Here is a 20,590-nt window from a genome sequence, read left to right as displayed (position 1 = left end):
TCCCCATGATCCGTTGTCTGCATACCGCCGACCTCCATCTCGGCGCCTCCTTTCCCGCTCTCGGTACTTTCGGCGCCGTCCGGGAGCAGGACTTTGTTCATACCTTCCGCCGGGTGATCGATCTTGCCATCCATCGGGAGGTCGACCTGTTCCTGATTGCCGGCGACCTGTTCGACAATCCCTCTCCCGAGCGGGCTCTGATCGGTTGTGTCGAGGGTGAATTACAGCGTCTTGTCCAGCGTGGGATTCTGCCGGTGCTGTTGCCGGGGACCCACGACTACCTGCTTGCCGGCGAGTCGGTTTATCATCCCGAACGATTCAAGGGCGCGCTGCAACTGGTGCGGAATGACGGCCCCGTCAGAATCACGGTCCGTGATGATGTTGTTTTTCTTTATTCCTGCTGCTGGGATTCAGGACGCGCCGACGACCTGCGCGCCTGCATGGCCCGCAGACCCGGCGACGGGATCCATCTTGGCCTGCTGCATGGATCGCTGGAAGGAAGTCCGGATTGGCAATACCGCGGCAAGGATCTGCCTTTCACCTTTCCGGCGCTGAAACAATGGGGGCTTGATTATGTCGCCCTCGGTCATTATCACCGGTTCCAGCAACTGGAAGATGGAAACCGGCTTCGTGCCTGCTATCCGGGGTCACCGGAGGGAAAGCGGTTCGGGGAGAACGGGCCGCGTCACGCCCTGATTGTTGATCTCGAACCGGGCCGGGCGGTGATGGAGCCGGTCGAGGTGCAGAGCCGTCAGCTGCTGGAGCTGGAGCTGGAGGTCGACGGGCAGATGACCGATACGGACATTGCCGAAGCGATTGCCGCCATGGGGGGGGAAGGGACGATCGTTCGACTCTGCCTGCGGGGAGTTCTTGATCGGGCCCTTGATCGCGACTACCTGGCCGCCTACGCCGAGAGTCGCTTCGACTACCTCGAACTGGTCGACGAAACCCGCTGGCTGCAGGGTGACTTTATCGCCGCAATCGCCGAGGAGGAGACGGTGCGGGGTGCCTGTGTCAGGCGCTTCCGGTCCCTGCTGGCCGCTGCCGACAATGACGTTTCGCGTCACGAGATCGAGCAGGCTTTTCGAGAGGTGATGGTCCGTTTCCAGGGAGGAGCGCGATGATCCTGCGTTCCATCGATCTTGAGGCCTTCGGCCGCTTCTCGCGACGTTGCTTCGAATTTCGCCGTGGACTGAACCTGGTGCTGGGGCCCAACGAGGCAGGCAAGTCGACACTGATGGAAGCAGTGCCGGCAATCCTGTTCGGGGTTCGGGATAAAAAACGTTATCTGCCCTGGGGACGGGGCGGCGCCTGTCGTGGCGCGCTGCAATTCGAACTTGATGGCGGCAGTGTGCGTGTCCAACGAGACCTTATGACCGACGAGGTCGGGCTCGAATGGGCCGATCAACTCTACCAGACCAGGCGGCAGGTTTCGGGCAAAGCCTCGCCCCGCGGTCGTTCGCTGGAAAAGAAGGCCTACCTGCTGGAATTACAGGAACTGCTTGGCTTCAGGGACGCTGACCTGTTCCGCGCGACCCTTTTTTTCGGCCAGGGGGATCTCGATCTCGATTTTGGCAAAAGCCTGAGTGAACGCATCAAGACCCTGCTGTCGGGGAGTGCCGAAATCGACTATGACCAGGTGCTTGATGATCTGCGGGAGACATTGTTCAGCGTGACCCGGGAAAATCCCTGGGGCAAGGACAAGACCCGCGACCGGCAACTGGAGCTGGCCGAAAAGGAGCTTGCCCGCCTCGACGGGCTGCTGCAGCAGTCCGTCGCCGCCAGGAAGGAATTCTCCACGATTGAGGCCGAGCTGCTTGATCTCGAAACCGGGCTTGCCGAAGACCAGCGTGAACTGGACAAGGGAGAAAAATACCTGCAGTGGATCAGAACCTACTGGCAGCTGGAGGAGCAGCGGAGCCACCTGGAAGAGCAATTTTCGATCACGCGGGAGCAGCAGGCGAAGCAGCGGCAGCTGACACAGAAGCGTGAGACCCTGCGGCGTCAACTTTCCGCCGTCGGTCTTTCCCTGCCGGAAGACGGTTCCGTCGATCTGCACGAACGATTGCAGGAGGCCCGTCGTTGCCTGCTGCAGCTCCGGCAACTGCAGCAGGAACAACAACGCCTGCGGCAGGATCTCGCCGACGAGAAAAAAAGCAGTATGTTTTTTATTTGCGGCTGGACACTGCTGGTCATCCTCGGCGCCGGTTTCGGTGCCTGGCATGTTCAACCGTGGAGGATTTATTTCCTGCTGTCGGGGGTGCTGCTGACCGGGCCGGTCTGGGTCTGGACGATACGGAGACGGGTCAGTCGTTCCGTGCGTCACAGTGAGCTGCGCGGCAAGGCGCAACTGCTTGAACAGCAGCAGCATGAACTGCAACGGCAACTTGATCTGCTGGAAGAACCCCTGGCCGCGGCGGGCCTTGCCGTGCGGCTGGATGTGCTGGATGCTCAGCTTGATGCCTGGGCCGGTCATCGTGAGAAACTGCAGGCACTGCGGGAGATCGACAGTGCCCTCAAGGTGCTGCCCACCGCTGAAGAACTGGCCGGGACTGTCCGCCGGCTGACGCGGGACCTGGCCCTGGTTGAAGAGCGGCGGCAGCAGGGCCGGAATCTACGCCCCGGTGTTGATTTGGAAGCGGCGGAACTCGCCGACGCTGAAGCCGAGCTTGAGCAGCTGCGCCGAAAGATCGTCGACGCCGAGGAACGGCGCAACCGGCTCTGGATGCGCCGGGCCGAATGCGGAGCTCTGCTTGCCGGATGGCCTCAACTGGAGGAAGACCGCGCCGAGGTGCTGCAGGATGTTGTCAGACTGCAGGGCCGCAAAAGGGTTCTTTCCCTCGCCTGCGAGGTGTTGCGGGATTCCGTCAGTCATTTCCGGGCCGATTACCTGGAGCGCTTTGCCGCCCGTATCGGCCCCTATCTTGAGTCCGCCAGTGACGGCGTCTACCGGGAGGCGCGTCTGGCCGAGGATCTTTCCATCAGCCTGCGCGGCGAGGGGGGGCGCTGGAAACCGCTCCCTCATTTCAGCCGGGGGACGCGTGATGCCGTTGCCCTGGCGGTGCGGCTGGCTTTCGTTGACCAGTTTTCCCACGGCCGCAAACTGCCGATCCTGCTGGATGACGCGTTGGTGAACCTTGATGGCAACCGTCAGGCAAGAATGCTCAAGTTGCTGAAAAAACTCAGTCTTGATCATCAGGTCATCCTTTTCAGTCATGATGAATGGTTGGCAAAAAGGGCCGCACGGGAACGCTGGCATGTGCTAACATTGGACGATGGGAGCCGGGCTCCCGCCAGATCGATAAAGGAGGAGCAAAATGCCGGACAACTGCATCTTCTGTAAAATCATCGCCGGTGAGATCCCGGGAAATTTCGTTTATCAGGACGAAGAGATCGTCGTTGTCGAAGATATCGCGCCGCAGGCGCCGCACCATTATCTGCTGCTGCCGAAAAAGCATATCCCGACCACCCTCGACCTGGACCTTGAAGACCGGGAACTGGTCGGCCATATTCACCGGGTGGCCGCGCGGATCGCCCGGGAAAAGGGATTCGCGGACGAAGGGTTCCGGATCGTGAACAACTGCAATGAAAGCGGCGGTCAGGTTGTCTGGCACCTTCATTTCCATCTTCTCGGCGGACGGCGCATGGGCTGGCCTCCGGGTTAGGAGACGAAGCCTCCCGATGCAAATCGGTATTGCGGCACGCGACCGTGTTCTTTAAGATAGATCCGAAACAGGTGCCCCGTCGGCAAGCAGCACAGGTGTAGCGATTCGGGATAAGGTTTCAATGACAGGAATACCCCAACATCATCCTCCCGCAGCCCCGGAAACGCACGACCGGCGTCGTGAACAGCGCCTGGTCAATGAAATGATGGAACTGCTGGTCACTCATTTCGGCGGAGAGTTGAGCGAAGAAGTTCTCGACCAGTCGATTGACGACCTGCAGCTGGCGATCAGAATCGGCCGCGACTGCCACAGCGGACAGTTGCGCAAGTCGGGTGAACCCTGTTTCTTTCATCCGCTGCGGGTCGCTCATCTGGCCGCCCGCCACTGGATGGATTTCCCCTCCGTCATCGCCGCCATCCTGCACGACGTGGTTGAAGATACGCCGATGACCCTTGATGAAGTCGAGGCCGAATTCGGCGGGGAGGTCGCGTTGCTCGTCAACGGCCTGACCAAGGTCGAGGACAAGCGTCTCAGCAAGGAGGATCTCAAGGCCGAAACCTATCGCAAGCAGTTGCTGGCGGCGATTGAAGATGTGCGGGTGCTGTGCCTCAAGTTCTGGGACCGGATCGACAACATGCAGACCATCGGGGCGCTGAAAAAGGGCAAACAGCTGCGGATTGCCGAAGAAACCCGCGCCGTCTACGTTCCCCTGGCCCAACATCTCGGCATGGGTTATGTCGCCACCCGGCTGGACGCGCTGGCGCTGAATGTCATTTACCCGGCGCGGGCTGAACGTTATCGCCGGGCGTTGGAGTCGATCCAGGAACGCACCGCTCCGGCGCTGCGGAAAATCCGCGCCAGAATCCAGAATTCCCTTGAACATCACAAGCTCAACAGCCTGCAGCGGGACCGCTGGCGGCCCTTTTCCATTGCCGCCGCGCGGTTGACGGCGCGCGGCCTGGCAACCACCTACACGCTGGAAATCCTGGTCGACCGGGTGATGGATGCCTACCTGGTCCTGGGCCTGTTGCACAGTCTCTACCCGCCGATTCCGGGCAAGCTGCGTGATCACCTCAATGCCCCCTCGCATCACGGCTACCAGGCGTTGAAGACTACCGTGCAGGCCGCGGAACATCGGCTGCGGGTCGAAATCACCACCCGCAAGTTCGCCCGTTTCAATGAGGCCGGGGTGCTGGCGCCGGGTTTTGAATTTCAGCTGGCCAATTTCAAGAAACTGATGCGCTCCCTGTTCGAGGGCGAGTCGGCGGTCGATACCGAAGGTCTGCGCCTGGCCTCGGCCCAGATTCGAGTCTACACGCCGCAGGGCGAACTGCGGATCCTTCCCGAGGGCAGCAGCGCACTTGATTTCGCCTTCGATATTCACGAGAATCTCGGTCTGCACGCCTGGCGGGCCCGGATCAACGGCAAGACCCGACTGCTCAAGGCGCGGCTCATGGATGGTGACCAGATCGCTATCGAACGCAGCGACACCCCGTCGGTACTGCCCAAGTGGTTGGAGTGGGCAGTGACTCCCAAGGCGCGTAATGCCATTCGCCGTTACCTGCGCAGCAAAGTCAAAAAGAATTCCTGACACCGACGGGCCTTCCATCCATGAAAGCCTTTCTTTTTCTGCTCCTGATCCTGGCCTGTTTCCAGGGTGTTGCTCCGCCTTGCGCCGACGCGGGCCGGGCCAATATCTTCATCTATCACCGTTTCGGTGAATCGCGTTACCCCGCAACCAACATATCCCTTGAGGATTTTGCCGCCCAGCTTGAAATCCTGCAGCGGGAGAAAGTCCCGGTTCTGCCCTTGTCCGAAGTGGTCGGACGTCTCCGGGACGGACGGGAACTGCCTGAACATTGCGCCGTTCTGACCGTGGATGACGGCTATCGAAGTTTTCTGACCGGCGCCATGCCGTTGCTGCGCCGCTATGATTTTCCGGTCACCTTGTTTGTCAATACCGACGCGGTGGGGGGGCGGAATTATCTTTCCTGGAAGGATCTGCGGGCGCTGGAGCGGGAAGGGGTGGTGATCGGCCACCACACCGCCTCTCACCTGCACATGATCGACCATCGTCCGGGTGAATCGGAGCAGGCCTGGCGACAGCGGCTCAAGGATGACCTGGCGCGGGCCTCAGCGGCCTTTTCGACTCACCTGGAGAAGAGGCCGAGGATTTTCGCCTATCCCTACGGCGAGTATTCTCCCGTGGTTGAGGATCTTGTGCGGCAGGCGGGATTCACGGCTGCCGTCGCTCAGCAGTCCGGTGTGGTTTCGGCCGGGACCGACCTGTTCTCCCTGCCTCGCTTCCCCATGGGCGGGCCCTACGCGTCACCGCGCCAGTTTCGACAGAAACTGCGGATGTTTCCGTTGCCGGTGGAGGTCCTCTCGCCGTCCGGCCCGCTGCTTGACGAGGGGAACAATCCGCCGCTGCTTGAATTCCGCCTGGCAGGAGACCTGGTCGATCCGCGTCGTATGCAGTGCTATGTTCCCGGGCAGCCTCCGGCAGAAATTCAGGCTGTGCCCGGGACTCAGGACCGTTTCCGGGTAAAGGCCCGCCTGCCGCTTGCCGGGCGGCGCAGCAAGTACACCCTGACGGCGCCGTTGAAAAAAGGCGGCTGGGCCTGGTTCAGCTATTTGTGGATTCGGCCTTCAGTGCCGGAGGGTGGCTATTGAGCGGCAATCTGGTAAACGGGGCCGCCGGGGCGACGGTAACGCTGGATCGGCAGGGGGGTGCGGAGGGTTGCCCGGGCCAGCTGCTGCAACTGGTTGTGGCGGATAATGGTACGGATTTCGTCGACATAGGCACCGCGGCGGGCCGAGTAGAGTTCCAGGCCGGCGGCCAGCGCTGTCCCCGAAACCTGTTGTCCCTGTTCCAGCAGCTCCGCCCGCAGCGCGCGCAACGGTCGGTAGGCCCAGTGAGTATTGATGTTGCGCAGGTAGGAGCGCAGCGACTCGTAGATGGAGGGGAAAACCCGAACTTCGTAACTGGCTCCTTCAGGGCGCCCCGCCGGCACCAGCCCGGTTCCTGGGGTGAAGGTCCATTCGCCGAAAAGGTTGTTGGCGTCACGGGCGAAGCGAGAGGTTCCGAAGCCCGATTCGTTGGCCGCCTGCGCCAGCAGCAGGCTGGGGGGGACGGCCGCGACACGGCGCAGCAGTTCCCGGCGGGCGACGGCACTGGTCAGCGGGTTCCGCCTGACCTTGTAGTAACGCCGCAACTCCTCCAGGTCGGCCAATTGTCCCGAGCTGAGAGGCTGCCGGTCCTCGATGCGGGCGAGGATGTGAATCAGTTCCTGGCGCTGCTGGTCGATCTCTTCGTTGAGCATCAGCGCCATCGGCAGCAGGGCGAGGAAAAAGAGTTTTTTCCTGCTGCGGACATCCGTTATCCGGTCCATGTCCGACGGCATTCGGGTCAGGATTAATGGCGGGACCCCGTGTTCGAGACGGTCCCAGCCATAGCCGTAGGATTCGAAGGCGGCAGCCAGCTCGTCAACGGTTGCCGGGCTTAATTCCTTGGGGGGGATGAGGGTCGACAAGTCGGCCGAAGCTTCGATGTCACGGCAACCGCCGTTGAGCAGGACCGGGACAACCAGCAGGAAAATCAGTGTCAAACTGAAGGTTTTCTTCATGATTCCAAAATGTTATCCTGTGCGGGCGACATCTTTTTTCGCAGGCGCCAGGTTCACATGCGTGGATAAACTGAATATTTATTAATCGTTTTCTGTATCCAAAAGCGCATCTTATATCATTGCTGGGGTCTGCAGGCAACCCCGGATCGCGACTTGCCGCTGATAAAGCTATCCAAGGAGGCTCATCATGAAATCATATCGCAAGGAGTTGTGGTTTCAAATCCCGGCTCGCCGCGGATTCGTCAACATCACTGCCGATATCGAGAACTGTCTGGCTGACAGCGGTATTGCCGAGGGCCTCTGCCTGGTGAACGCCATGCATATTACCGCATCGGTTTTCATCAACGACGACGAGTCGGGTCTGCACGCCGATTTCGAGCGCTGGCTGGAGGAGATCGCTCCTCACCAGCCTTTGGAACGCTACCGGCACAACCTGACCGGTGAAGATAACGGCGACGCTCACCTGAAGAGGACGGTGATGGGGCGCGAGGTGGTGGTCGCGGTCACGGCGGGGCGGCTGGATTTCGGCCCATGGGAACAGATTTTTTACGGTGAATTTGACGGCAGACGGCGAAAACGGGTGCTGGTCAAGATCATCGGCGAATAAGCCCGCGCTCGATTCCGTTTTCAAACCGGTTGCTGAAGAGTTCACCGATTCAGGTTTATGATAAACTTTCAACGGGAGGCAGTCCTTTTATGCAGACCATCAAAACCGCGAGCTTTGAAGCGTTGCTGGAACTGGCCGAAGAGCTTCCGGAAGGCGGCTACCTGTTCACTCTGGACGGCCGCGAGTATCATATCCAGGATGTGCTGGAGATTTCCAAAATCGCCCAGCAGCATGATTACATCGTCATATATTGACGGGAAGGGTGGATTGATGAGTACAGCCCAGGCTTGTCACACGTTTGAAGCGGCCCTTGAGATGGCCATCGAGATGGAGAATGAAGGTTATCGCCACTACCTGCGCGGACTGAGGATTGTCCGGGATGCCAACGCCAGGGATATCCTCAAGGAAATGGCACTGGACGAACTGGATCACAAGTACGCCCTGGAAAAAGCCCTGATCGAGGGTTTTGTCGGCGAAGAACACCAGCTGCAGAGACCGGTTCCGACCATGAATCTCGACTATGTTCTGACCCGCAGGGAGCTGTCTCCCGATTCCGGAGTACGTGAGGCTCTTGCCTACGCGATTCACCTGGAAAAGAACGCCGTCGATTTCTACCAGCGCATGGCCCGCGGTTGTGCCGGCGCGCCGATGGCCGAGATGTTCGAGAAGATCGGCAACGATGAAAGTCGGCATCTGCAGAAACTTGAAGATCTCTACGAGACCTATTTTTTGAGTGAAAACTGAGAGACCACGATTGTTCCAGGCAGGGTGTTGAAACGTCAGGTTCCCCAGGCTGAGCAAAAATGTCCAGGTGACAGGCGTCCGTACCCCCCGCGGAATAAGGCGTACCGGAAGGTACGTCGTTGACGCGGGGGAAGGACAATGCAGCAGATGGACGTTTTTGCTCAGTCTGCCGGCCCCTTGACATCCGTTGAGAGGGTTATTAGTTTCTGTTCCGGGAAGGCCTGGCGGGTCGATGTTCGCCAGGCCTTGGATTTTAAAGATTGGACATTGAGCAGATTGGACATCCCCGGTGGCGGTTGCACCGGCTGTCAGGAGGTTTTTTATGACGAAGAAGGCGAAAGTTGAACAGGGCAAAATCTCCATCCATACCGAGAATATTTTTCCCATCATCAAGAAATGGCTTTACAGCGAGCACGAGATCTTCCTGCGGGAACTGGTGTCCAACGCGGTTGACGCCATTCACAAACTGCAGCATGTCAATCTCGTCGAGGGGCTGCAGCTCAGTGACGAGTACGGTGTCGATATCGAGGTGGACAAAGATGCCGGCACCCTGACCGTTCGGGACAACGGTATCGGCATGACGGCCGACGAGGTTCGCAAGTACATCAATCAGATCGCTTTTTCGTCGGCGGAAGAGTTCGTTTCCCGCTTCAAGGACCTGGAAGACAAGAAACAGATCATCGGCCATTTTGGACTCGGCTTCTATTCGGCCTTCATGGTCGCCGACAAGGTGGAGATCCGCTCGCTCTCCTACGCCGAAGGTGCCGAAGGGGTTCACTGGAGCTGCGACGGCTCGACCAGCTACGAACTGCGTCCCTTCCCCAAGGCAGAGCGAGGCACTGACATCATCCTCCATCTGTCCGACGACGCGAAGGAGTTCCTCGAACCGGCGCGCCTGCGTGAAGTCCTCAAGCGCTACTGCAACTTCCTGCCGCTGCCGATTCGTCTGGCCGGGGAGACGGTCAACGACTGCGAGCCGCTCTGGAGCCACACCCCGAGCGAGGTCAGCGACGAGCAGTATCTCGAATTCTACCGCAAGCTCTACCCGCTGGCCGAGGATCCGCTGTTCTGGATCCATCTCAACATCGACTTCCCTTTCAATCTCAAGGGGATCGTCTACTTCCCGCGGCTGACCAATGAGTTCGATGTCACCGCCAGCCACATCAAGCTGTTCTGCAACCAGGTGTTCGTCTCTGACGACTGCCGGGAACTGATCCCCGAGTTCCTGACTCCCCTGCAGGGCTGCCTCGACGCTCCCGACCTGCCGCTCAACGTCTCGCGCAGCTACCTGCAGAACGAGCCGCAGGTGCGCAAAATCCAGGAGGTTCTCGCCGGGCGGGTGGCCGGCAAGATCGTCGAACTGGCCAAGAACCTGGAGAGCTTCGGGCCGATCTGGGAGGATATCCATACCTTCGTCAAGTTCGGCATGATGAAGGATGAAAAGTTCTACAAGAAACTCGCTGACAAGGTGGTCTTCCGCACCACCGGCGAGGAAAAATACACCACCCTCGACGCCTACCTGGAGCGCGCCAAAGAGAAGCACGAGGGAAAGGTCTTCTACACCAGCGACGAGGCGGCTCAGGCGCCGTACCTGAAGCTGTTCGCCGACCAGGGCTTCGAGGTTCTCAAACTGGAGGCGATGATCGACAGCCACTTCATCCAGTTTCTGGAAATGAAGAACTCCGAGGTCAAGTTCGAGCGCATCGATGCCGATATCGCCGACGGCCTGCTGGATACGGAGGCGGGATCGGAGATCGCCAGCGGCAAGGATCAGAAGACCCTCAGCGAGGCGCTGCAGGAGTTCTTCGGTAAAGTCCTCGATGTCAAGGGCCTCAAGGTGCGGGTCGAAGCTCTGCGCGATGCCGCGGTGCCGGGGGTGGTGCTGCTCAACGAGCAGACCCGCCGTTTCAAGGAGATGACGCGCGCCCTTGGCGATGCCGAACCCGACCTGTTTGCCGAACACACCCTGCTGGTCAACGCCGCCAGCCCGGTAGCGAAGAATATCCGCAGCCTGCAGGAAGCCGGAGATCAGGAAACCGCCGAACTGCTGGCACGGCAGGTCTACGATCTCGCCTGCCTGTCGCAGCGCAGCTTTGACAAGGACCGCATGGAGGCGTTCCTGGAGCGCAGCAGCAGGATTTTGGAGTTGACGGGGGAGAAGGGCTGAATCTGCGCAGAAGAGGGCAATCTGTGTGATGATATCCGGAAGGCCGGCGGTATAAACCGTCGGCCTTCTGCGGTTGCGGTCGCGCTGGGTTATCAGCGGAGTGCAGGTGCGCGGGGGGGGCAGGGGGGGGGGCGCCGAGGAAGCCGCATGGACAGGAATGTGGACCCCTTTACCAATAATTTCCACTCGACTCACCGGAGTTTTTTCATCGCCACCGAACTGAGACTCCCTCTGTCACCCGAGCCGAAAACAAGACTCCTGAACCATGGGGGAATACCTGCGCCGCAGACAGATTGAGCTGGGCCTGCAGCAGTAGGAAGTAGCTGCCAGGCTGGGGGGCAGCGTCTCGACTATCTGGAACTGGGAGCATGGCAGGGTGATTACCAGGCAGTATTACCCAAAGATCATAGACTTTCTTGGCTACAACCCCATTTGTAGGAACCAGTCTCCAGACTGGCCTGATATAAGTGGATCAATGGGTTGACCCTGGGAAATCAGGCGCCGATTAATCCTCACTCCAAACAATATCCTGGCTAGTTGAAAAAGTGACGGGATCCGTGCAAGACGACCCTTCGGTTGATATGGATTTTCCCAATAAAGTTGGGGAGAAGGTGCCAAGGACTTCCCCAGGGCTGATCATGCCAGCTCCGAGCTCCTGAAAGAACTCGGAGAAATCCAGAAGCTCGCGAGTGTTGCTGGCAAGCCGGAAGAATACCAGCCCCTGGACCTTCCCTGACTTGACATCGGCAAACATCCTCTGGGCTTCGGGGTGGTCGGAGACCGACTTGCCGGAAACCTCAGAAAGATCACACTTCTCGACAATCTCCCAGCCCTTGAGCTCAGCATACATTCGAGCGCGGGCCTCGTGGTTCTTGGGTGATTCACCACGGGCCTGATTCTCTGTTGAAACTCTGATTCAGATACCACCATCTATTGATTAGTGGACGAATGATTTGACCTCAAATATGATTTGGGTTAGCCTAGTCCACTAGCGTTGGCGGCTCTAACAGTCTCAGTGAATGCCAATATCCCTTGGGAAAATAATAAGATGGATGTGACCCCTAAGATTGCTATCAAAAACCTGTTTAAAATTTTCGGCCCACAACCGAAAAAAGCCCGCACGCTGCTGGAGCAGGGGCTGAGCAAGGAAGAAATTTTCGAGTTGACCGAGACCACCATCGGGGTGCAGAACGCCAGCTTTGAGATCTACGCCGGTGAAATCTTTGTCATCATGGGCCTCTCCGGCTCGGGGAAATCCACTATTGTGCGCATGCTCAACCGTCTGATAGAACCGACCAGTGGCCAGGTCTTCGTTGACAACGAAGAGATCACCAGTATGAACCGTGGGCAACTGGTCCAAATGCGACGCAAGAAGATGAGTATGGTTTTCCAGTCCTTCGCGTTGATGCCGCATATGAGCGTGCTTCAGAATGCCGCTTTCGGACTCGAAATGGACGGGATCGATCGCAAAACCCGCGAGGAGAGAGCGCTCAAAGCTCTGGAACAGGTTGGCCTTGAGGCCTGGGCAGAGAGCATGCCCGCCGAGCTTTCCGGCGGCATGCAGCAGCGGGTCGGATTGGCACGCGGACTTGCGACCGACCCCGAGGTACTGCTGATGGACGAGGCCTTTTCGGCCCTCGATCCACTGATCCGCACCGAGATGCAGGACGAATTGCTCAGGCTGCAAGCCAGGCAGAAAAGGACCATCGTCTTTATTTCCCACGACCTCGACGAGGCGATGCGTATCGGGGACAGGATAGCTATCATGGAGGGAGGGCGTGTGGTGCAGGTCGGCACTCCGGAAGAGATCCTTCAGAACCCGGCCGATGACTACGTGCGTGCCTTCTTCCGCGGTGTCGACCCGACCAACATTCTCACCGCAGGAGACATTGCACTTGATTCCCAGGTGACTATTGTCATTGCCGATGGCAAGAGCCCCCGTGCAGCACTCCAGCGACTGATCAAGAATGACCGCGACTATGGTTACGTGGTCGACAGCGAGCGCCACTTCAAAGGTATTGTCTCAACCGATTCCCTGCGCGAGGTAATCGAGCGGCCCGAGGTCGATCAGACCATCCCTAACGCCTATCTACCTGGGGCCAAACCGGCCTTCAGCGGGGACTACATGCAGGACATCCTACCGCAAGTCGCCAGCCATCCCTGGCCGTTGGCGATTCTTGATGATGACGGCAAATATCTCGGGGCCATCTCGAAGAACCTTTTCCTCCGCACCCTCCACCGCAGCGAGCAGGTGGAAAATGGAACCCTGGAAGGGCCCGCCACGAAATGAATATTTTCAATTTCGATGAACAGCAAATTCCTCTGGATGAATGGATCCAAACCTTCGTCGATTGGCTGGTAGCCAATTACCGCGATATCTTCCAGATCATCAAAGCCCCGATCGAGTGGAGTCTGAACGGGCTCGAATGGCTTTTCGCAACCCTGCCGCCCTGGGTGGTGATCCTGCTCTTCGCTGTCGCCGCCTGGCGTTTTGCCGGCAAACGGGTTACCCTCTTCACCCTGTTGACTTTCCTGCTGATTGGCTACCTGGGCCTCTGGGAAGACACCATGACGACACTGTCGATGGTCATCTGCTCGGTGGTCTTCTGCGCCGTCGCCGGCATCCCGCTGGGGATCATGGCCGGCCGCAGCGACCGTTTTGAAATGATCCTGCGTCCCTTTCTTGACGCCATGCAGACCACCCCGGCCTTTGTCTACCTGGTACCGGTGGTGATGCTGTTCAGCATCGGTACCGTCTCCGGCATCTTGGCAACCATCGTCTTCGCCCTGCCGCCAATCATCCGCCTGACCAGCCTCGGCATTCGCCAGGTTCACCCCGAACTGGTAGAAGCAGCCCTCGCCTTCGGTGCCACCAACTGGCAGGTGCTGCGCAAGGTCCAATTTCCGTTGGCCATGCCGTCGATTATGGCCGGGTTGAACCAGACCATCATGATGGCCCTGTCGATGGTGGTAATCGCTGCCCTGATCGGCGCAGGTGGGCTTGGCAACCCGGTGGTTCAGGGACTCAATACCCTGGAGATCGGCATGGCAACTGTCGGCGGGTTGGCCATTGTGTTGCTGGCAATGGTCCTGGACCGTATCACCCAAGGGATTGGCAAAAAGTAAGAGACTCATTGAGAGATACCACGCCTTCACCCTGAAGGATAAGGGAAGCAGACCGGATGAGGATAGAATTCCCCGGCCTTTGTATGAAAACGTTCGTCCATTCGTCTGGATCGCTTGCTCAACAATATTGCGATTCCTTGTCAGCTAAACTTAGTTTTCTAAGAAAGAGGAGGTATTATGAAACGGCTGCTGTTTGCATTCCTGATTCTAGCCTTGGCTATACCAGCCTACGCGAGGTCAGATAAGCCGGGCAAAGGTGTTAAGGTTCAACCCGCACGCGCCACCTGGAATACCGGTTATTTTCAGGCTGCTTTGGTCGAGGAAGGGCTTAAGGAACTAGGTTTCAAGCTTAAAAAAACTAAAGAACTGCAAAATCCGCTCTTCTATCAGGCGGTCGCACTTGGTGACGTCGACTACTGGCCGAATGGTTGGTTCCCGAACCACACCAGCCAGATGCCGAAAGGGTGGCAAGACAAGGTGGAAATTGTCGGTTATGTTGTAAAAGCTGGTGGTCTGCAGGGATATCTGGTCTCAAAGAAAGAAGTTGAAAAATTCAACATCAAGTCACTGGACGACTTCAAGCGCCCCGAAGTCAAAAAGGCCTTTGATGACAACGGTGACGGCAAAGCTGACCTGACAGCCTGTCCTCCCGGCTGGGGCTGCGAAAAGGTCATTAGTCACCACCTGGACGTTTACGGTCTGAAAGACCACATCAATCCGATCAAAGCCGGCTACTCCGCCAGCATGGCTGACACTCTGGCCCGTTACAGCGCTGGCAAACCAGTCTTCTTTTACACCTGGGCACCGAACTGGACGATCGGCAAACTGGAGCCGGGCAAAGACGTGATGTGGATCAACGTACCGAAGATCATGCCCAAAGAATCCCAGATGCCGGGTAAGGACCGAATGACTGTCAGCGGCATCAAGGGTGCCGTTACCGACCCTCTCAAAGCAGGCTTCGTTGTCAGCGACATTCGGATTGTTGCCAACAAGAAGTTTCTCGCCAAAAATCCGGCTGCCAAAAAATTCTTTGAGGTTTTCACTCTGCCGCTTTCCGATATCAATGCACAGAACACCCGCATGCAGGATGGTGAAAACTCGCGGAAAGATATCAAGCGTCACGTCAAGGAGTGGATTCAAAAAAACCGGAAAAAATGGGACAGCTGGCTCGAAGCGGCACGCAATGCCGCCTAAACAGGTCTACCTGGTAGAAAAATAAACTGTAAGAGACGGAAGGATTGTCCTTCCGTCTCTTTTTTTATTGCGTTTGCCAGTCTATTTGTATAGACATCCGAATTAAAGGTATTTCTCTGCCGTCCTTTTGATTTCGGTAGGGCTGAACGGTTCAGAAAATACGCCGTCCACAATATCCAACAGTTTGCGGATATCTTCGTCGCCCTGCTGTGGGTCATCGATCAGCACAATCGGAATTTCGGCGGTCTTTGACGAACCCTTCAAGGCAACAACCGCCTCGTGACATCGGCATAATTCGGCCATGGCACAGTCAATAACAATGAGTGCCGGCACTGTATTTATCGAAAGGTCAAAACATTGCGTGAGGCTTTTGGCGCTGACAAACTGCCTGTCTTGTTGCCGCATGAGAAGTTCAAACAGTTTGGCTATCTCAGGGCGATGTCCGGCAATGAGGATTCTTTTCATGGTAATTTCTCGCTTCATAGATGCTTGTACCAGACATTCATGCTTTCCAGACTTCCAGAGATCTGGGTGTTGTTGGTTAAAGTGCCGCCGTGAAGGTAACCTTGCTTGGCGAAGGTGATATTCATGCCAAAGGAGTAGGCGCGAGCGATCGTATAGGCTGTCTTGATGCCAATCTGCCTGACACCTGAGTCCATTTTTCCCAACAGGTAGCTGGCGAGACCCATGCCACGGAAATCGGGTAAAGTCGCGAAGTCAGTCATTTCAGCATTCTTGTTATCGAAATCGACCTCAGCAGATGACAGTGCAATCAACCGATTATCTGCCCAAATGCCAAAATAGATCAGGTTTTCGTTCATGGTTTGTACGAGGTAATCTGGATCATGGATCGGGAAGGGGTAAGACTCGAAGACCTGCCGATAAAGCTGCGCCATATCGGTAGCGTCACATTTGCGCATCATGCGGTAGACATGGCCATCTGTCAGTTGCACGTCCCCGGCTTTACCTGCTTTTTGCCGGGAGGCCTTAAGAATCTCAGCGACCCTGCTGGACTGCTTTTCTGTTTCGCGTTCAACCGACATAAACTTGCTCAGAAAGAAACCATCCTCTTTTCTCTGGAAAAGCCCGGGAATCCGGGCCTCCTCGACAAAGCCGCTCTTCGTGAACATCGGTCGAGCCACAGCAGGCACCTTGGCAAAAATTTTTGTATATCCCTTATCTTTTGCAAACTCGGTCAGACGGACAGGAATCTCTGGGGCATCACCTTCTCCGAGTTTCATCAGATAGATCCGATCATTGGCAGGACCATGCTGAATGAGAGACCTGCCGAAACTCTCGATCCGGTCAGCACTCATCGCGTCGCTCCAAGCGTTGATTTTCTGCCGGGGTCAAACTGATCGTCTCATCACAATCGTCCAGCAGCATTTCAATGCCAGTGGCATCTGCTTCTTCACCATCCTCCAATTTCAACTTCAAGTTACAGCCTTCGCACTTACGATCACAGAATTTCTGCTTGTAACTGTCCGGTTCCCGATAGGTCGTAATAACCCCTTCGTAGTTGCGCAACACCACCTTATTGGTCGATAGAGAAATCAGATAATTTGGCATAAGGGGTATTTTCCCGCCACCACCGGGAGCGTCGATAACATAGGTCGGGACCGAAAAACCGCTGGTATGGCCGATCAGGCTTTCCATGATCTCGACCCCCTTGCCAACCGGGGTGCGAAAGTGGGAAAGCCCTTCAGACAGATCACACTGGTAGAGATAGTAGGGACGCACCCGGTTTTCGACCAGCTTGTGCACCAGTGATTTTATGATCCGCGGGCAGTCATTGACCCCAGCCAACAGCACCGACTGATTACCGAGAGGAATCCCGGCATCGGCCAGTTTCTTCAATGCCACACGGGAAGAACTGGTGATCTCGCACGGATGGTTAAAGTGGGTGTTCAGCCAGAGGGGCTGGTGCTTTTTTAACATCTCAACCAGTTCGTCAGTAACCCGGTAGGGCAGAACCACCGGCATTCGCGACCCGATGCGAACCACCTGGACATGCTCGATCTGGCGTAATTCAGTCAGAATCCAGTCGAGGTAAGCGTCGTTGAGCATCAATGGATCACCGCCGGAGAGCAGGACGTCTCGGATTTCCAGTGTCTTGCGGATATAATCAAGCCCGGCCAGGATCTGATTGCGGTCCGGGATCGAGTCGATATCGCCAACCTTTCGCTTGCGTGTACAGTGCCGACAGTACATGGCGCAGACGTTGCTGACATGAAACAGAACGCGATCAGGATAGCGGTGGGTAATTCCCGGAGCCGGGCTGTCCTGATCTTCGGCCAGCGGATCTACCATGTCGCATTTGTCGATCTCCAATTCCTGTGGATCTGGAAAAGCCTGGCGGAAGACAGGATCGTTACGAAAGTCGCTGCGATCGATCAGAGACAGGTAGTAAGGGGTCATCGACAGGGGGAATTTCTTCAATGTTAAAGAGATCTTGCGTCTCTCCATCACCTCAAGTTCGATGCCGAGAAGTTTTTCAAAGGTTTCTACACGGGTAATGGAATGCTTCAGTTGCCAGCGCCAATCGGTCCACCTGGACAGGGTAACCTTGTCCTCTCGGCTTAAATACTCGGCAATTTGTTGCTGGTTGTTGGAATAAATGCTCATTGCTCTGTTGGCTCCACAGTTTCTTGTGCACTCTGGTTATCACCAAAACTTTTCGACGAAGGATCCATCGAAATAATTCATTGCGTGCATCATTTTGAGTTTTGCCGCGATTTACGGCGTTAAGGGCGAGCGGAAATTGGATCTGAGGCATGTTTTAAAAAACAATCACGGACTTTCCATTCTTGCCCTAGGGAGCACATTCGTGTACTGATTTTTGGAGGGCAAATAGTTCGTGTACGAATTGTTTTAGCAGAAATGACCACACGCTGTCAAATTCAACAGCTATGGCGCGGTTCTTTAGAGATGATTGACGGCTTAAAAAAGTGGGAGAGGCTAGAGCTCTGAGGATAAAGAACCGGTCTCAAGAACAGGCGCCGCCTCAATTTGGCGGGCCTCCATCAGGTCAACCAGCTTTTCGAGCGACATGGTGATAGAAACCTGCTCAATTTCCGGCAGTTCTACCAAGGCACTGGACAGGGTGTCCTGGAGGAGAGAGGGAGCCGTTTCAACCAGTTGCCGACCAGCAGAGGTTGTCGAAATATGGACCTGGCGGCGATCCTTGCTATTACGGTTGCGTTCTATCAGGCCTTTCTCTTCGAGTCGATCAATAATTCCAACGACTGTGCTTGGACTCAAGTAAACTTTCTTGGCAAGGTTGGCACTTGTCAATGGCCCCTCTTCGTTGATCGCAAGCAGGCAGGCAAGTTGCGGCCCGGTGATATTGTGCTGAGTAGAGAGTTTATGAGAATGGATATCGACCGCACGGATAATGCGCCTTAACGCCTGAAGAATACGGAGTTCGTAGCTCCCTTTCGGGACCTGAGGTTGTGGTAGGTTTTCCAGTGTCGTATTCATATGGTCAGTACCTTCTCAGGAGTCAAAGCGTAAAGGCCTCAAGGCAGTGCTGTATCATAGCCAGTGTTACCACGCCAGACAAGAGCTATTACTCCGCTGTGCATTCCAGCTGGATAGAGGATCACTCACAATATTATAAGAATTGGCCACTAAAATGATCGGATATTTCCGGTCCATCACCCTCACCCCAACTTCCGATCCAGCCCCCGGTACTGCAACGCCTCGGACAGGTGCGGCGGGGGCATGATCCAGGATCAACTCGGTACTGAGATGGACCTAGACTTCGACCAGTTGGCCGAGAAGCTGAGCGGACGACATCAGCCTTGTCAGCGAAACCGAGAGACGGTAGAAAGTTTTTTCGCAGCCGGGGGCAGAGTAAAATTTTTTCTTGACAGATTTTCTGTTGAAGAGCAGTTTTGACCGAACGGTCGGTTTTTAAGGGTGAGATCTATGGCCACCAAAGGCGAAATTACAAAAGAACGACTCATAACCGAAGCGGCCCGGATTATCCGGCGGAAGGGGTTCACGGGTACCAGTGTCAGCGACCTGATTGCCGCGACTGGGATCAAGAAGGGGAGCCTCTACTTTCATTTTTCGGGAAAAGACGAACTCGGACTCGCTGTTCTCGGGCGCTCGCGGGATTGGTTCATGGAGTTTTTCGAGAGTTCCCTCACCGGCGATACCCCAGGAGAATGCCTGAGCAACTTCTTTGACGCTGTGGTGTCCATCCACAGCAAGTCGGGGTTTGTAGGGGGATGCATTTTCGGCAATACCGCCCTGGAAATGAGCGATGGTGATGAACGCTATGCGGCGTTCGTGGACCGGTTCTTTGCCGAGATGGCCACTAAACTCGAAGGCTTTATCGCCGCTGCCCAGGACTCCGGGCAGGTGCGGGCGGACCTTCCGGCCGATACTTTGGCCCTGTACATCGTGATGACGCTTGAAGGGGGGATCATGCTCGCCAGGCTCAGAAAAGATGAAAAGCCCCTGCGTCTTTGTTTTGACACCTTGAAGGTGTTTCTGCAGTTGGACTGAGGGAAAATTTTTTTCCAACAAAACCGACCAACCGGTTGGTTTAAAAAGGAGGTCAAGTCATGTCCCGCATTATTCCCATTGTAACACAGACCAAGAGTGTATCCGTCATTTTCCAGGAAATCGAGAGAGCTTTTGGCCGGGTACCAAACCTCTTTAAGACCTATGCTCACCATCCGCCCCTGCTGCAGGCCAACTGGAACAAGGTCAAGGCGGTGATGATGGAGGGGCGCCTGAGTCGCAAGGTCAAAGAGACGATCGCGGTACTGGTTTCCAAGGACAACAGCTGTTCCTACTGCGTGGCGACTCACACGGGCGCACTGCGGGCTATCGGCGTGACGGAGGAGGAACTTGCCGCCATTGAGGAGAATCTGGACGAGGCCGAATTTTCCGTCAAGGAAAAAAAACTGATTAACTTTGCCCGCAAGGCCAACCGTGAGCCGTTGCGTATCCCCGAGGAGGAATTCGCAGCGCTCCGACAGCTCGGTGCCACCGACGCCGAAATCGTCGAAGCTCTCGGCGTGATGGAACTGTTTACCGCTTTCAACAAGTTTCTCGATTCTCTGGAAGTGGACATCGACTTCTGATGTCTGCGCGCCTCTCAACGACCCCGACCCTTGCAGGTGGCAACCGGTGAAAAGAAGATTCGAGATCATCGTCAGTACGGCCAGGTGATAACCAGGGCGTTAAAGGTCGCTCTGGTCGCGGGAACCCTTTACAACCTGATCAATCAGGGAGAGAAGGTCATCTGTTTGGCCTTTGGAGAACAACTATCTCAAGCTGTTCCTGACCTATCTGATGCCCTATGCGGTATCCGCCTACACCGCAATCAGCATGAATATGGCCTTCCGAGTTATACCCAAGGGGGATCAAAGGGCGCCCGCCTTGAAAAGTCTAGTAATGCTAACCTAAAATTGACCAGCAAACAGGGGTTGTGCTAACCGAAAAT

Annotated in this window: 21 protein-coding genes; 15 read left to right on the top strand and 6 right to left on the bottom strand. The window is 56.4% G+C overall.

From position 1 onward, the window contains the following. Positions 1 to 5 precede the first annotated feature (5 nt). From C2E25_RS03410 to C2E25_RS03390, 5 genes are all read left to right on the top strand, one after another. A complete protein-coding gene (locus C2E25_RS03410) occupies positions 6 to 1,124 on the top strand; it encodes a metallophosphoesterase family protein (RefSeq protein ID WP_158247113.1) in 1,119 nt (372 codons plus the stop codon). Continuing rightward, positions 1,121 to 3,343 carry an ATP-binding protein gene (locus tag C2E25_RS03405; RefSeq protein ID WP_103114388.1) on the top strand — a complete coding sequence of 741 codons (2,223 nt, stop codon included), beginning with the start codon at positions 1,121 to 1,123 and terminating at the stop codon, positions 3,341 to 3,343. The genes C2E25_RS03410 and C2E25_RS03405 overlap by 4 nt, the downstream gene beginning before the upstream one ends. Beyond that, complete coding sequence (locus tag C2E25_RS03400) at positions 3,318 to 3,665, top strand: histidine triad nucleotide-binding protein (protein ID WP_103114387.1); 348 nt, start codon at positions 3,318 to 3,320, stop codon at positions 3,663 to 3,665. The genes C2E25_RS03405 and C2E25_RS03400 overlap by 26 nt, the downstream gene beginning before the upstream one ends. 121 nt (positions 3,666 to 3,786) lie before the next feature. Further along, on the top strand, positions 3,787 to 5,256 hold the full coding sequence (locus tag C2E25_RS03395) for an HD domain-containing protein (RefSeq protein WP_103114386.1): 1,470 nt from the start codon (positions 3,787 to 3,789) through the stop codon (positions 5,254 to 5,256). Between the two features lie 20 nt (positions 5,257 to 5,276). Then, positions 5,277 to 6,338 carry a polysaccharide deacetylase family protein gene (locus C2E25_RS03390; RefSeq protein ID WP_103114385.1) on the top strand — a complete coding sequence of 354 codons (1,062 nt, stop codon included), beginning with the start codon at positions 5,277 to 5,279 and terminating at the stop codon, positions 6,336 to 6,338. Here the strand turns inward: C2E25_RS03390 and C2E25_RS03385 are convergent. Further along, positions 6,332 to 7,291, bottom strand: a complete 960-nt coding sequence (locus tag C2E25_RS03385; RefSeq protein ID WP_103114384.1) for a glucosaminidase domain-containing protein — start codon at positions 7,289 to 7,291, stop codon at positions 6,332 to 6,334. The genes C2E25_RS03390 and C2E25_RS03385 overlap by 7 nt on opposite strands. 187 nt (positions 7,292 to 7,478) lie before the next feature. On the opposite strand from C2E25_RS03385, the gene C2E25_RS03380 reads away from it, so the two are divergent. From C2E25_RS03380 to htpG, 5 genes are all read left to right on the top strand, one after another. After that, positions 7,479 to 7,898, top strand: a complete 420-nt coding sequence (locus tag C2E25_RS03380) for a secondary thiamine-phosphate synthase enzyme YjbQ (protein WP_103114383.1) — start codon at positions 7,479 to 7,481, stop codon at positions 7,896 to 7,898. Positions 7,899 to 7,987: 89 nt separating this feature from the next. Further along, positions 7,988 to 8,152: a hypothetical protein gene (locus C2E25_RS17625; protein WP_199177354.1), complete on the top strand. Its 165-nt coding sequence runs from the start codon at positions 7,988 to 7,990 to the stop codon at positions 8,150 to 8,152. A gap of 16 nt (positions 8,153 to 8,168) precedes the next feature. Then, positions 8,169 to 8,642, top strand: coding sequence for a ferritin-like domain-containing protein (locus tag C2E25_RS03375; RefSeq protein ID WP_103114382.1), 474 nt, complete (start codon positions 8,169 to 8,171; stop codon positions 8,640 to 8,642). 138 nt (positions 8,643 to 8,780) lie between these two features. Beyond that, positions 8,781 to 8,987, top strand: coding sequence for a hypothetical protein (locus C2E25_RS17430; RefSeq protein ID WP_158247112.1), 207 nt, complete (start codon positions 8,781 to 8,783; stop codon positions 8,985 to 8,987). Further along, positions 8,965 to 10,809 (top strand): molecular chaperone HtpG, encoded by a 1,845-nt coding sequence (htpG, locus tag C2E25_RS03370; protein ID WP_103114381.1) that lies wholly within the window; start codon positions 8,965 to 8,967, stop codon positions 10,807 to 10,809. Before C2E25_RS17430 ends, htpG begins: the two co-directional genes overlap by 23 nt. A gap of 505 nt (positions 10,810 to 11,314) precedes the next feature. Here htpG and C2E25_RS03365 read toward each other — a convergent pair. After that, the gene (locus tag C2E25_RS03365; RefSeq protein WP_233189327.1) at positions 11,315 to 11,725 is read right to left on the bottom strand and encodes a recombinase family protein; all 411 of its coding nucleotides are present in this window, start codon (positions 11,723 to 11,725) and stop codon (positions 11,315 to 11,317) included. A 132-nt stretch (positions 11,726 to 11,857) separates the two neighbouring features. On the opposite strand from C2E25_RS03365, the gene proV reads away from it, so the two are divergent. From proV to proX, 3 genes are all read left to right on the top strand, one after another. After that, complete coding sequence (gene proV / locus C2E25_RS03360) at positions 11,858 to 13,099, top strand: glycine betaine/L-proline ABC transporter ATP-binding protein ProV (RefSeq protein ID WP_103114380.1); 1,242 nt, start codon at positions 11,858 to 11,860, stop codon at positions 13,097 to 13,099. Beyond that, a complete protein-coding gene (locus tag C2E25_RS03355) occupies positions 13,096 to 13,935 on the top strand; it encodes an ABC transporter permease (protein ID WP_103114379.1) in 840 nt (279 codons plus the stop codon). Before proV ends, C2E25_RS03355 begins: the two co-directional genes overlap by 4 nt. 177 nt (positions 13,936 to 14,112) lie before the next feature. After that, complete coding sequence (gene proX, locus C2E25_RS03350; protein ID WP_103114378.1) at positions 14,113 to 15,129, top strand: glycine betaine/L-proline ABC transporter substrate-binding protein ProX; 1,017 nt, start codon at positions 14,113 to 14,115, stop codon at positions 15,127 to 15,129. Between the two features lie 102 nt (positions 15,130 to 15,231). Here proX and C2E25_RS03345 read toward each other — a convergent pair whose 3' ends face one another. The 4 genes from C2E25_RS03345 to C2E25_RS03330 form a co-directional block, all read right to left on the bottom strand. Next, positions 15,232 to 15,594 carry a hypothetical protein gene (locus tag C2E25_RS03345; RefSeq protein WP_146032887.1) on the bottom strand — a complete coding sequence of 121 codons (363 nt, stop codon included), beginning with the start codon at positions 15,592 to 15,594 and terminating at the stop codon, positions 15,232 to 15,234. A 14-nt stretch (positions 15,595 to 15,608) separates the two neighbouring features. Next, positions 15,609 to 16,445, bottom strand: a complete 837-nt coding sequence (gene ablB, locus C2E25_RS03340) for a putative beta-lysine N-acetyltransferase (protein ID WP_103114376.1) — start codon at positions 16,443 to 16,445, stop codon at positions 15,609 to 15,611. Further along, positions 16,435 to 17,754 carry a lysine 2,3-aminomutase gene (ablA, locus tag C2E25_RS03335; RefSeq protein WP_103114375.1) on the bottom strand — a complete coding sequence of 440 codons (1,320 nt, stop codon included), beginning with the start codon at positions 17,752 to 17,754 and terminating at the stop codon, positions 16,435 to 16,437. Before ablA ends, ablB begins: the two co-directional genes overlap by 11 nt. A 333-nt stretch (positions 17,755 to 18,087) precedes the next feature. Next, positions 18,088 to 18,609: a MarR family winged helix-turn-helix transcriptional regulator gene (locus C2E25_RS03330; RefSeq protein WP_103114374.1), complete on the bottom strand. Its 522-nt coding sequence runs from the start codon at positions 18,607 to 18,609 to the stop codon at positions 18,088 to 18,090. A gap of 450 nt (positions 18,610 to 19,059) precedes the next feature. Between C2E25_RS03330 and C2E25_RS03325 the strand changes: the two genes are divergently transcribed. Continuing rightward, positions 19,060 to 19,644: a TetR/AcrR family transcriptional regulator gene (locus tag C2E25_RS03325; protein WP_103114373.1), complete on the top strand. Its 585-nt coding sequence runs from the start codon at positions 19,060 to 19,062 to the stop codon at positions 19,642 to 19,644. A gap of 59 nt (positions 19,645 to 19,703) precedes the next feature. After that, entirely contained in the window at positions 19,704 to 20,228 is a 525-nt protein-coding gene (locus C2E25_RS03320; protein WP_103114372.1) for a carboxymuconolactone decarboxylase family protein, read from the top strand. Positions 20,229 to 20,590: the final 362 nt, after the last annotated feature.

The organism is Geothermobacter hydrogeniphilus (genome assembly GCF_002898515.1).
Taxonomy (GTDB): Bacteria; Desulfobacterota; Desulfuromonadia; order Desulfuromonadales; family Geothermobacteraceae; genus Geothermobacter_A.
Note: the sequence above shows the minus strand (reverse complement) of the source record. Positions and strands in the feature narration are given on the sequence as shown.

Coding starts and splice junctions, on each gene's coding strand:
- C2E25_RS03410 (WP_158247113.1), top strand. CDS start 6: ATGATCCGTTGTCTGCATACCGCCGACCTCCATCTCGGCGCCTCCTTT.
- C2E25_RS03405 (WP_103114388.1), top strand. CDS start 1,121: ATGATCCTGCGTTCCATCGATCTTGAGGCCTTCGGCCGCTTCTCGCGA.
- C2E25_RS03400 (WP_103114387.1), top strand. CDS start 3,318: ATGCCGGACAACTGCATCTTCTGTAAAATCATCGCCGGTGAGATCCCG.
- C2E25_RS03395 (WP_103114386.1), top strand. CDS start 3,787: ATGACAGGAATACCCCAACATCATCCTCCCGCAGCCCCGGAAACGCAC.
- C2E25_RS03390 (WP_103114385.1), top strand. CDS start 5,277: ATGAAAGCCTTTCTTTTTCTGCTCCTGATCCTGGCCTGTTTCCAGGGT.
- C2E25_RS03385 (WP_103114384.1), bottom strand. CDS start 7,291: ATGAAGAAAACCTTCAGTTTGACACTGATTTTCCTGCTGGTTGTCCCG.
- C2E25_RS03380 (WP_103114383.1), top strand. CDS start 7,479: ATGAAATCATATCGCAAGGAGTTGTGGTTTCAAATCCCGGCTCGCCGC.
- C2E25_RS17625 (WP_199177354.1), top strand. CDS start 7,988: ATGCAGACCATCAAAACCGCGAGCTTTGAAGCGTTGCTGGAACTGGCC.
- C2E25_RS03375 (WP_103114382.1), top strand. CDS start 8,169: ATGAGTACAGCCCAGGCTTGTCACACGTTTGAAGCGGCCCTTGAGATG.
- C2E25_RS17430 (WP_158247112.1), top strand. CDS start 8,781: ATGCAGCAGATGGACGTTTTTGCTCAGTCTGCCGGCCCCTTGACATCC.
- htpG (WP_103114381.1), top strand. CDS start 8,965: ATGACGAAGAAGGCGAAAGTTGAACAGGGCAAAATCTCCATCCATACC.
- proV (WP_103114380.1), top strand. CDS start 11,858: ATGGATGTGACCCCTAAGATTGCTATCAAAAACCTGTTTAAAATTTTC.
- C2E25_RS03355 (WP_103114379.1), top strand. CDS start 13,096: ATGAATATTTTCAATTTCGATGAACAGCAAATTCCTCTGGATGAATGG.
- proX (WP_103114378.1), top strand. CDS start 14,113: ATGAAACGGCTGCTGTTTGCATTCCTGATTCTAGCCTTGGCTATACCA.
- C2E25_RS03345 (WP_146032887.1), bottom strand. CDS start 15,594: ATGAAAAGAATCCTCATTGCCGGACATCGCCCTGAGATAGCCAAACTG.
- ablB (WP_103114376.1), bottom strand. CDS start 16,445: ATGAGTGCTGACCGGATCGAGAGTTTCGGCAGGTCTCTCATTCAGCAT.
- ablA (WP_103114375.1), bottom strand. CDS start 17,754: ATGAGCATTTATTCCAACAACCAGCAACAAATTGCCGAGTATTTAAGC.
- C2E25_RS03330 (WP_103114374.1), bottom strand. CDS start 18,609: ATGAATACGACACTGGAAAACCTACCACAACCTCAGGTCCCGAAAGGG.
- C2E25_RS03325 (WP_103114373.1), top strand. CDS start 19,060: ATGGCCACCAAAGGCGAAATTACAAAAGAACGACTCATAACCGAAGCG.
- C2E25_RS03320 (WP_103114372.1), top strand. CDS start 19,704: ATGTCCCGCATTATTCCCATTGTAACACAGACCAAGAGTGTATCCGTC.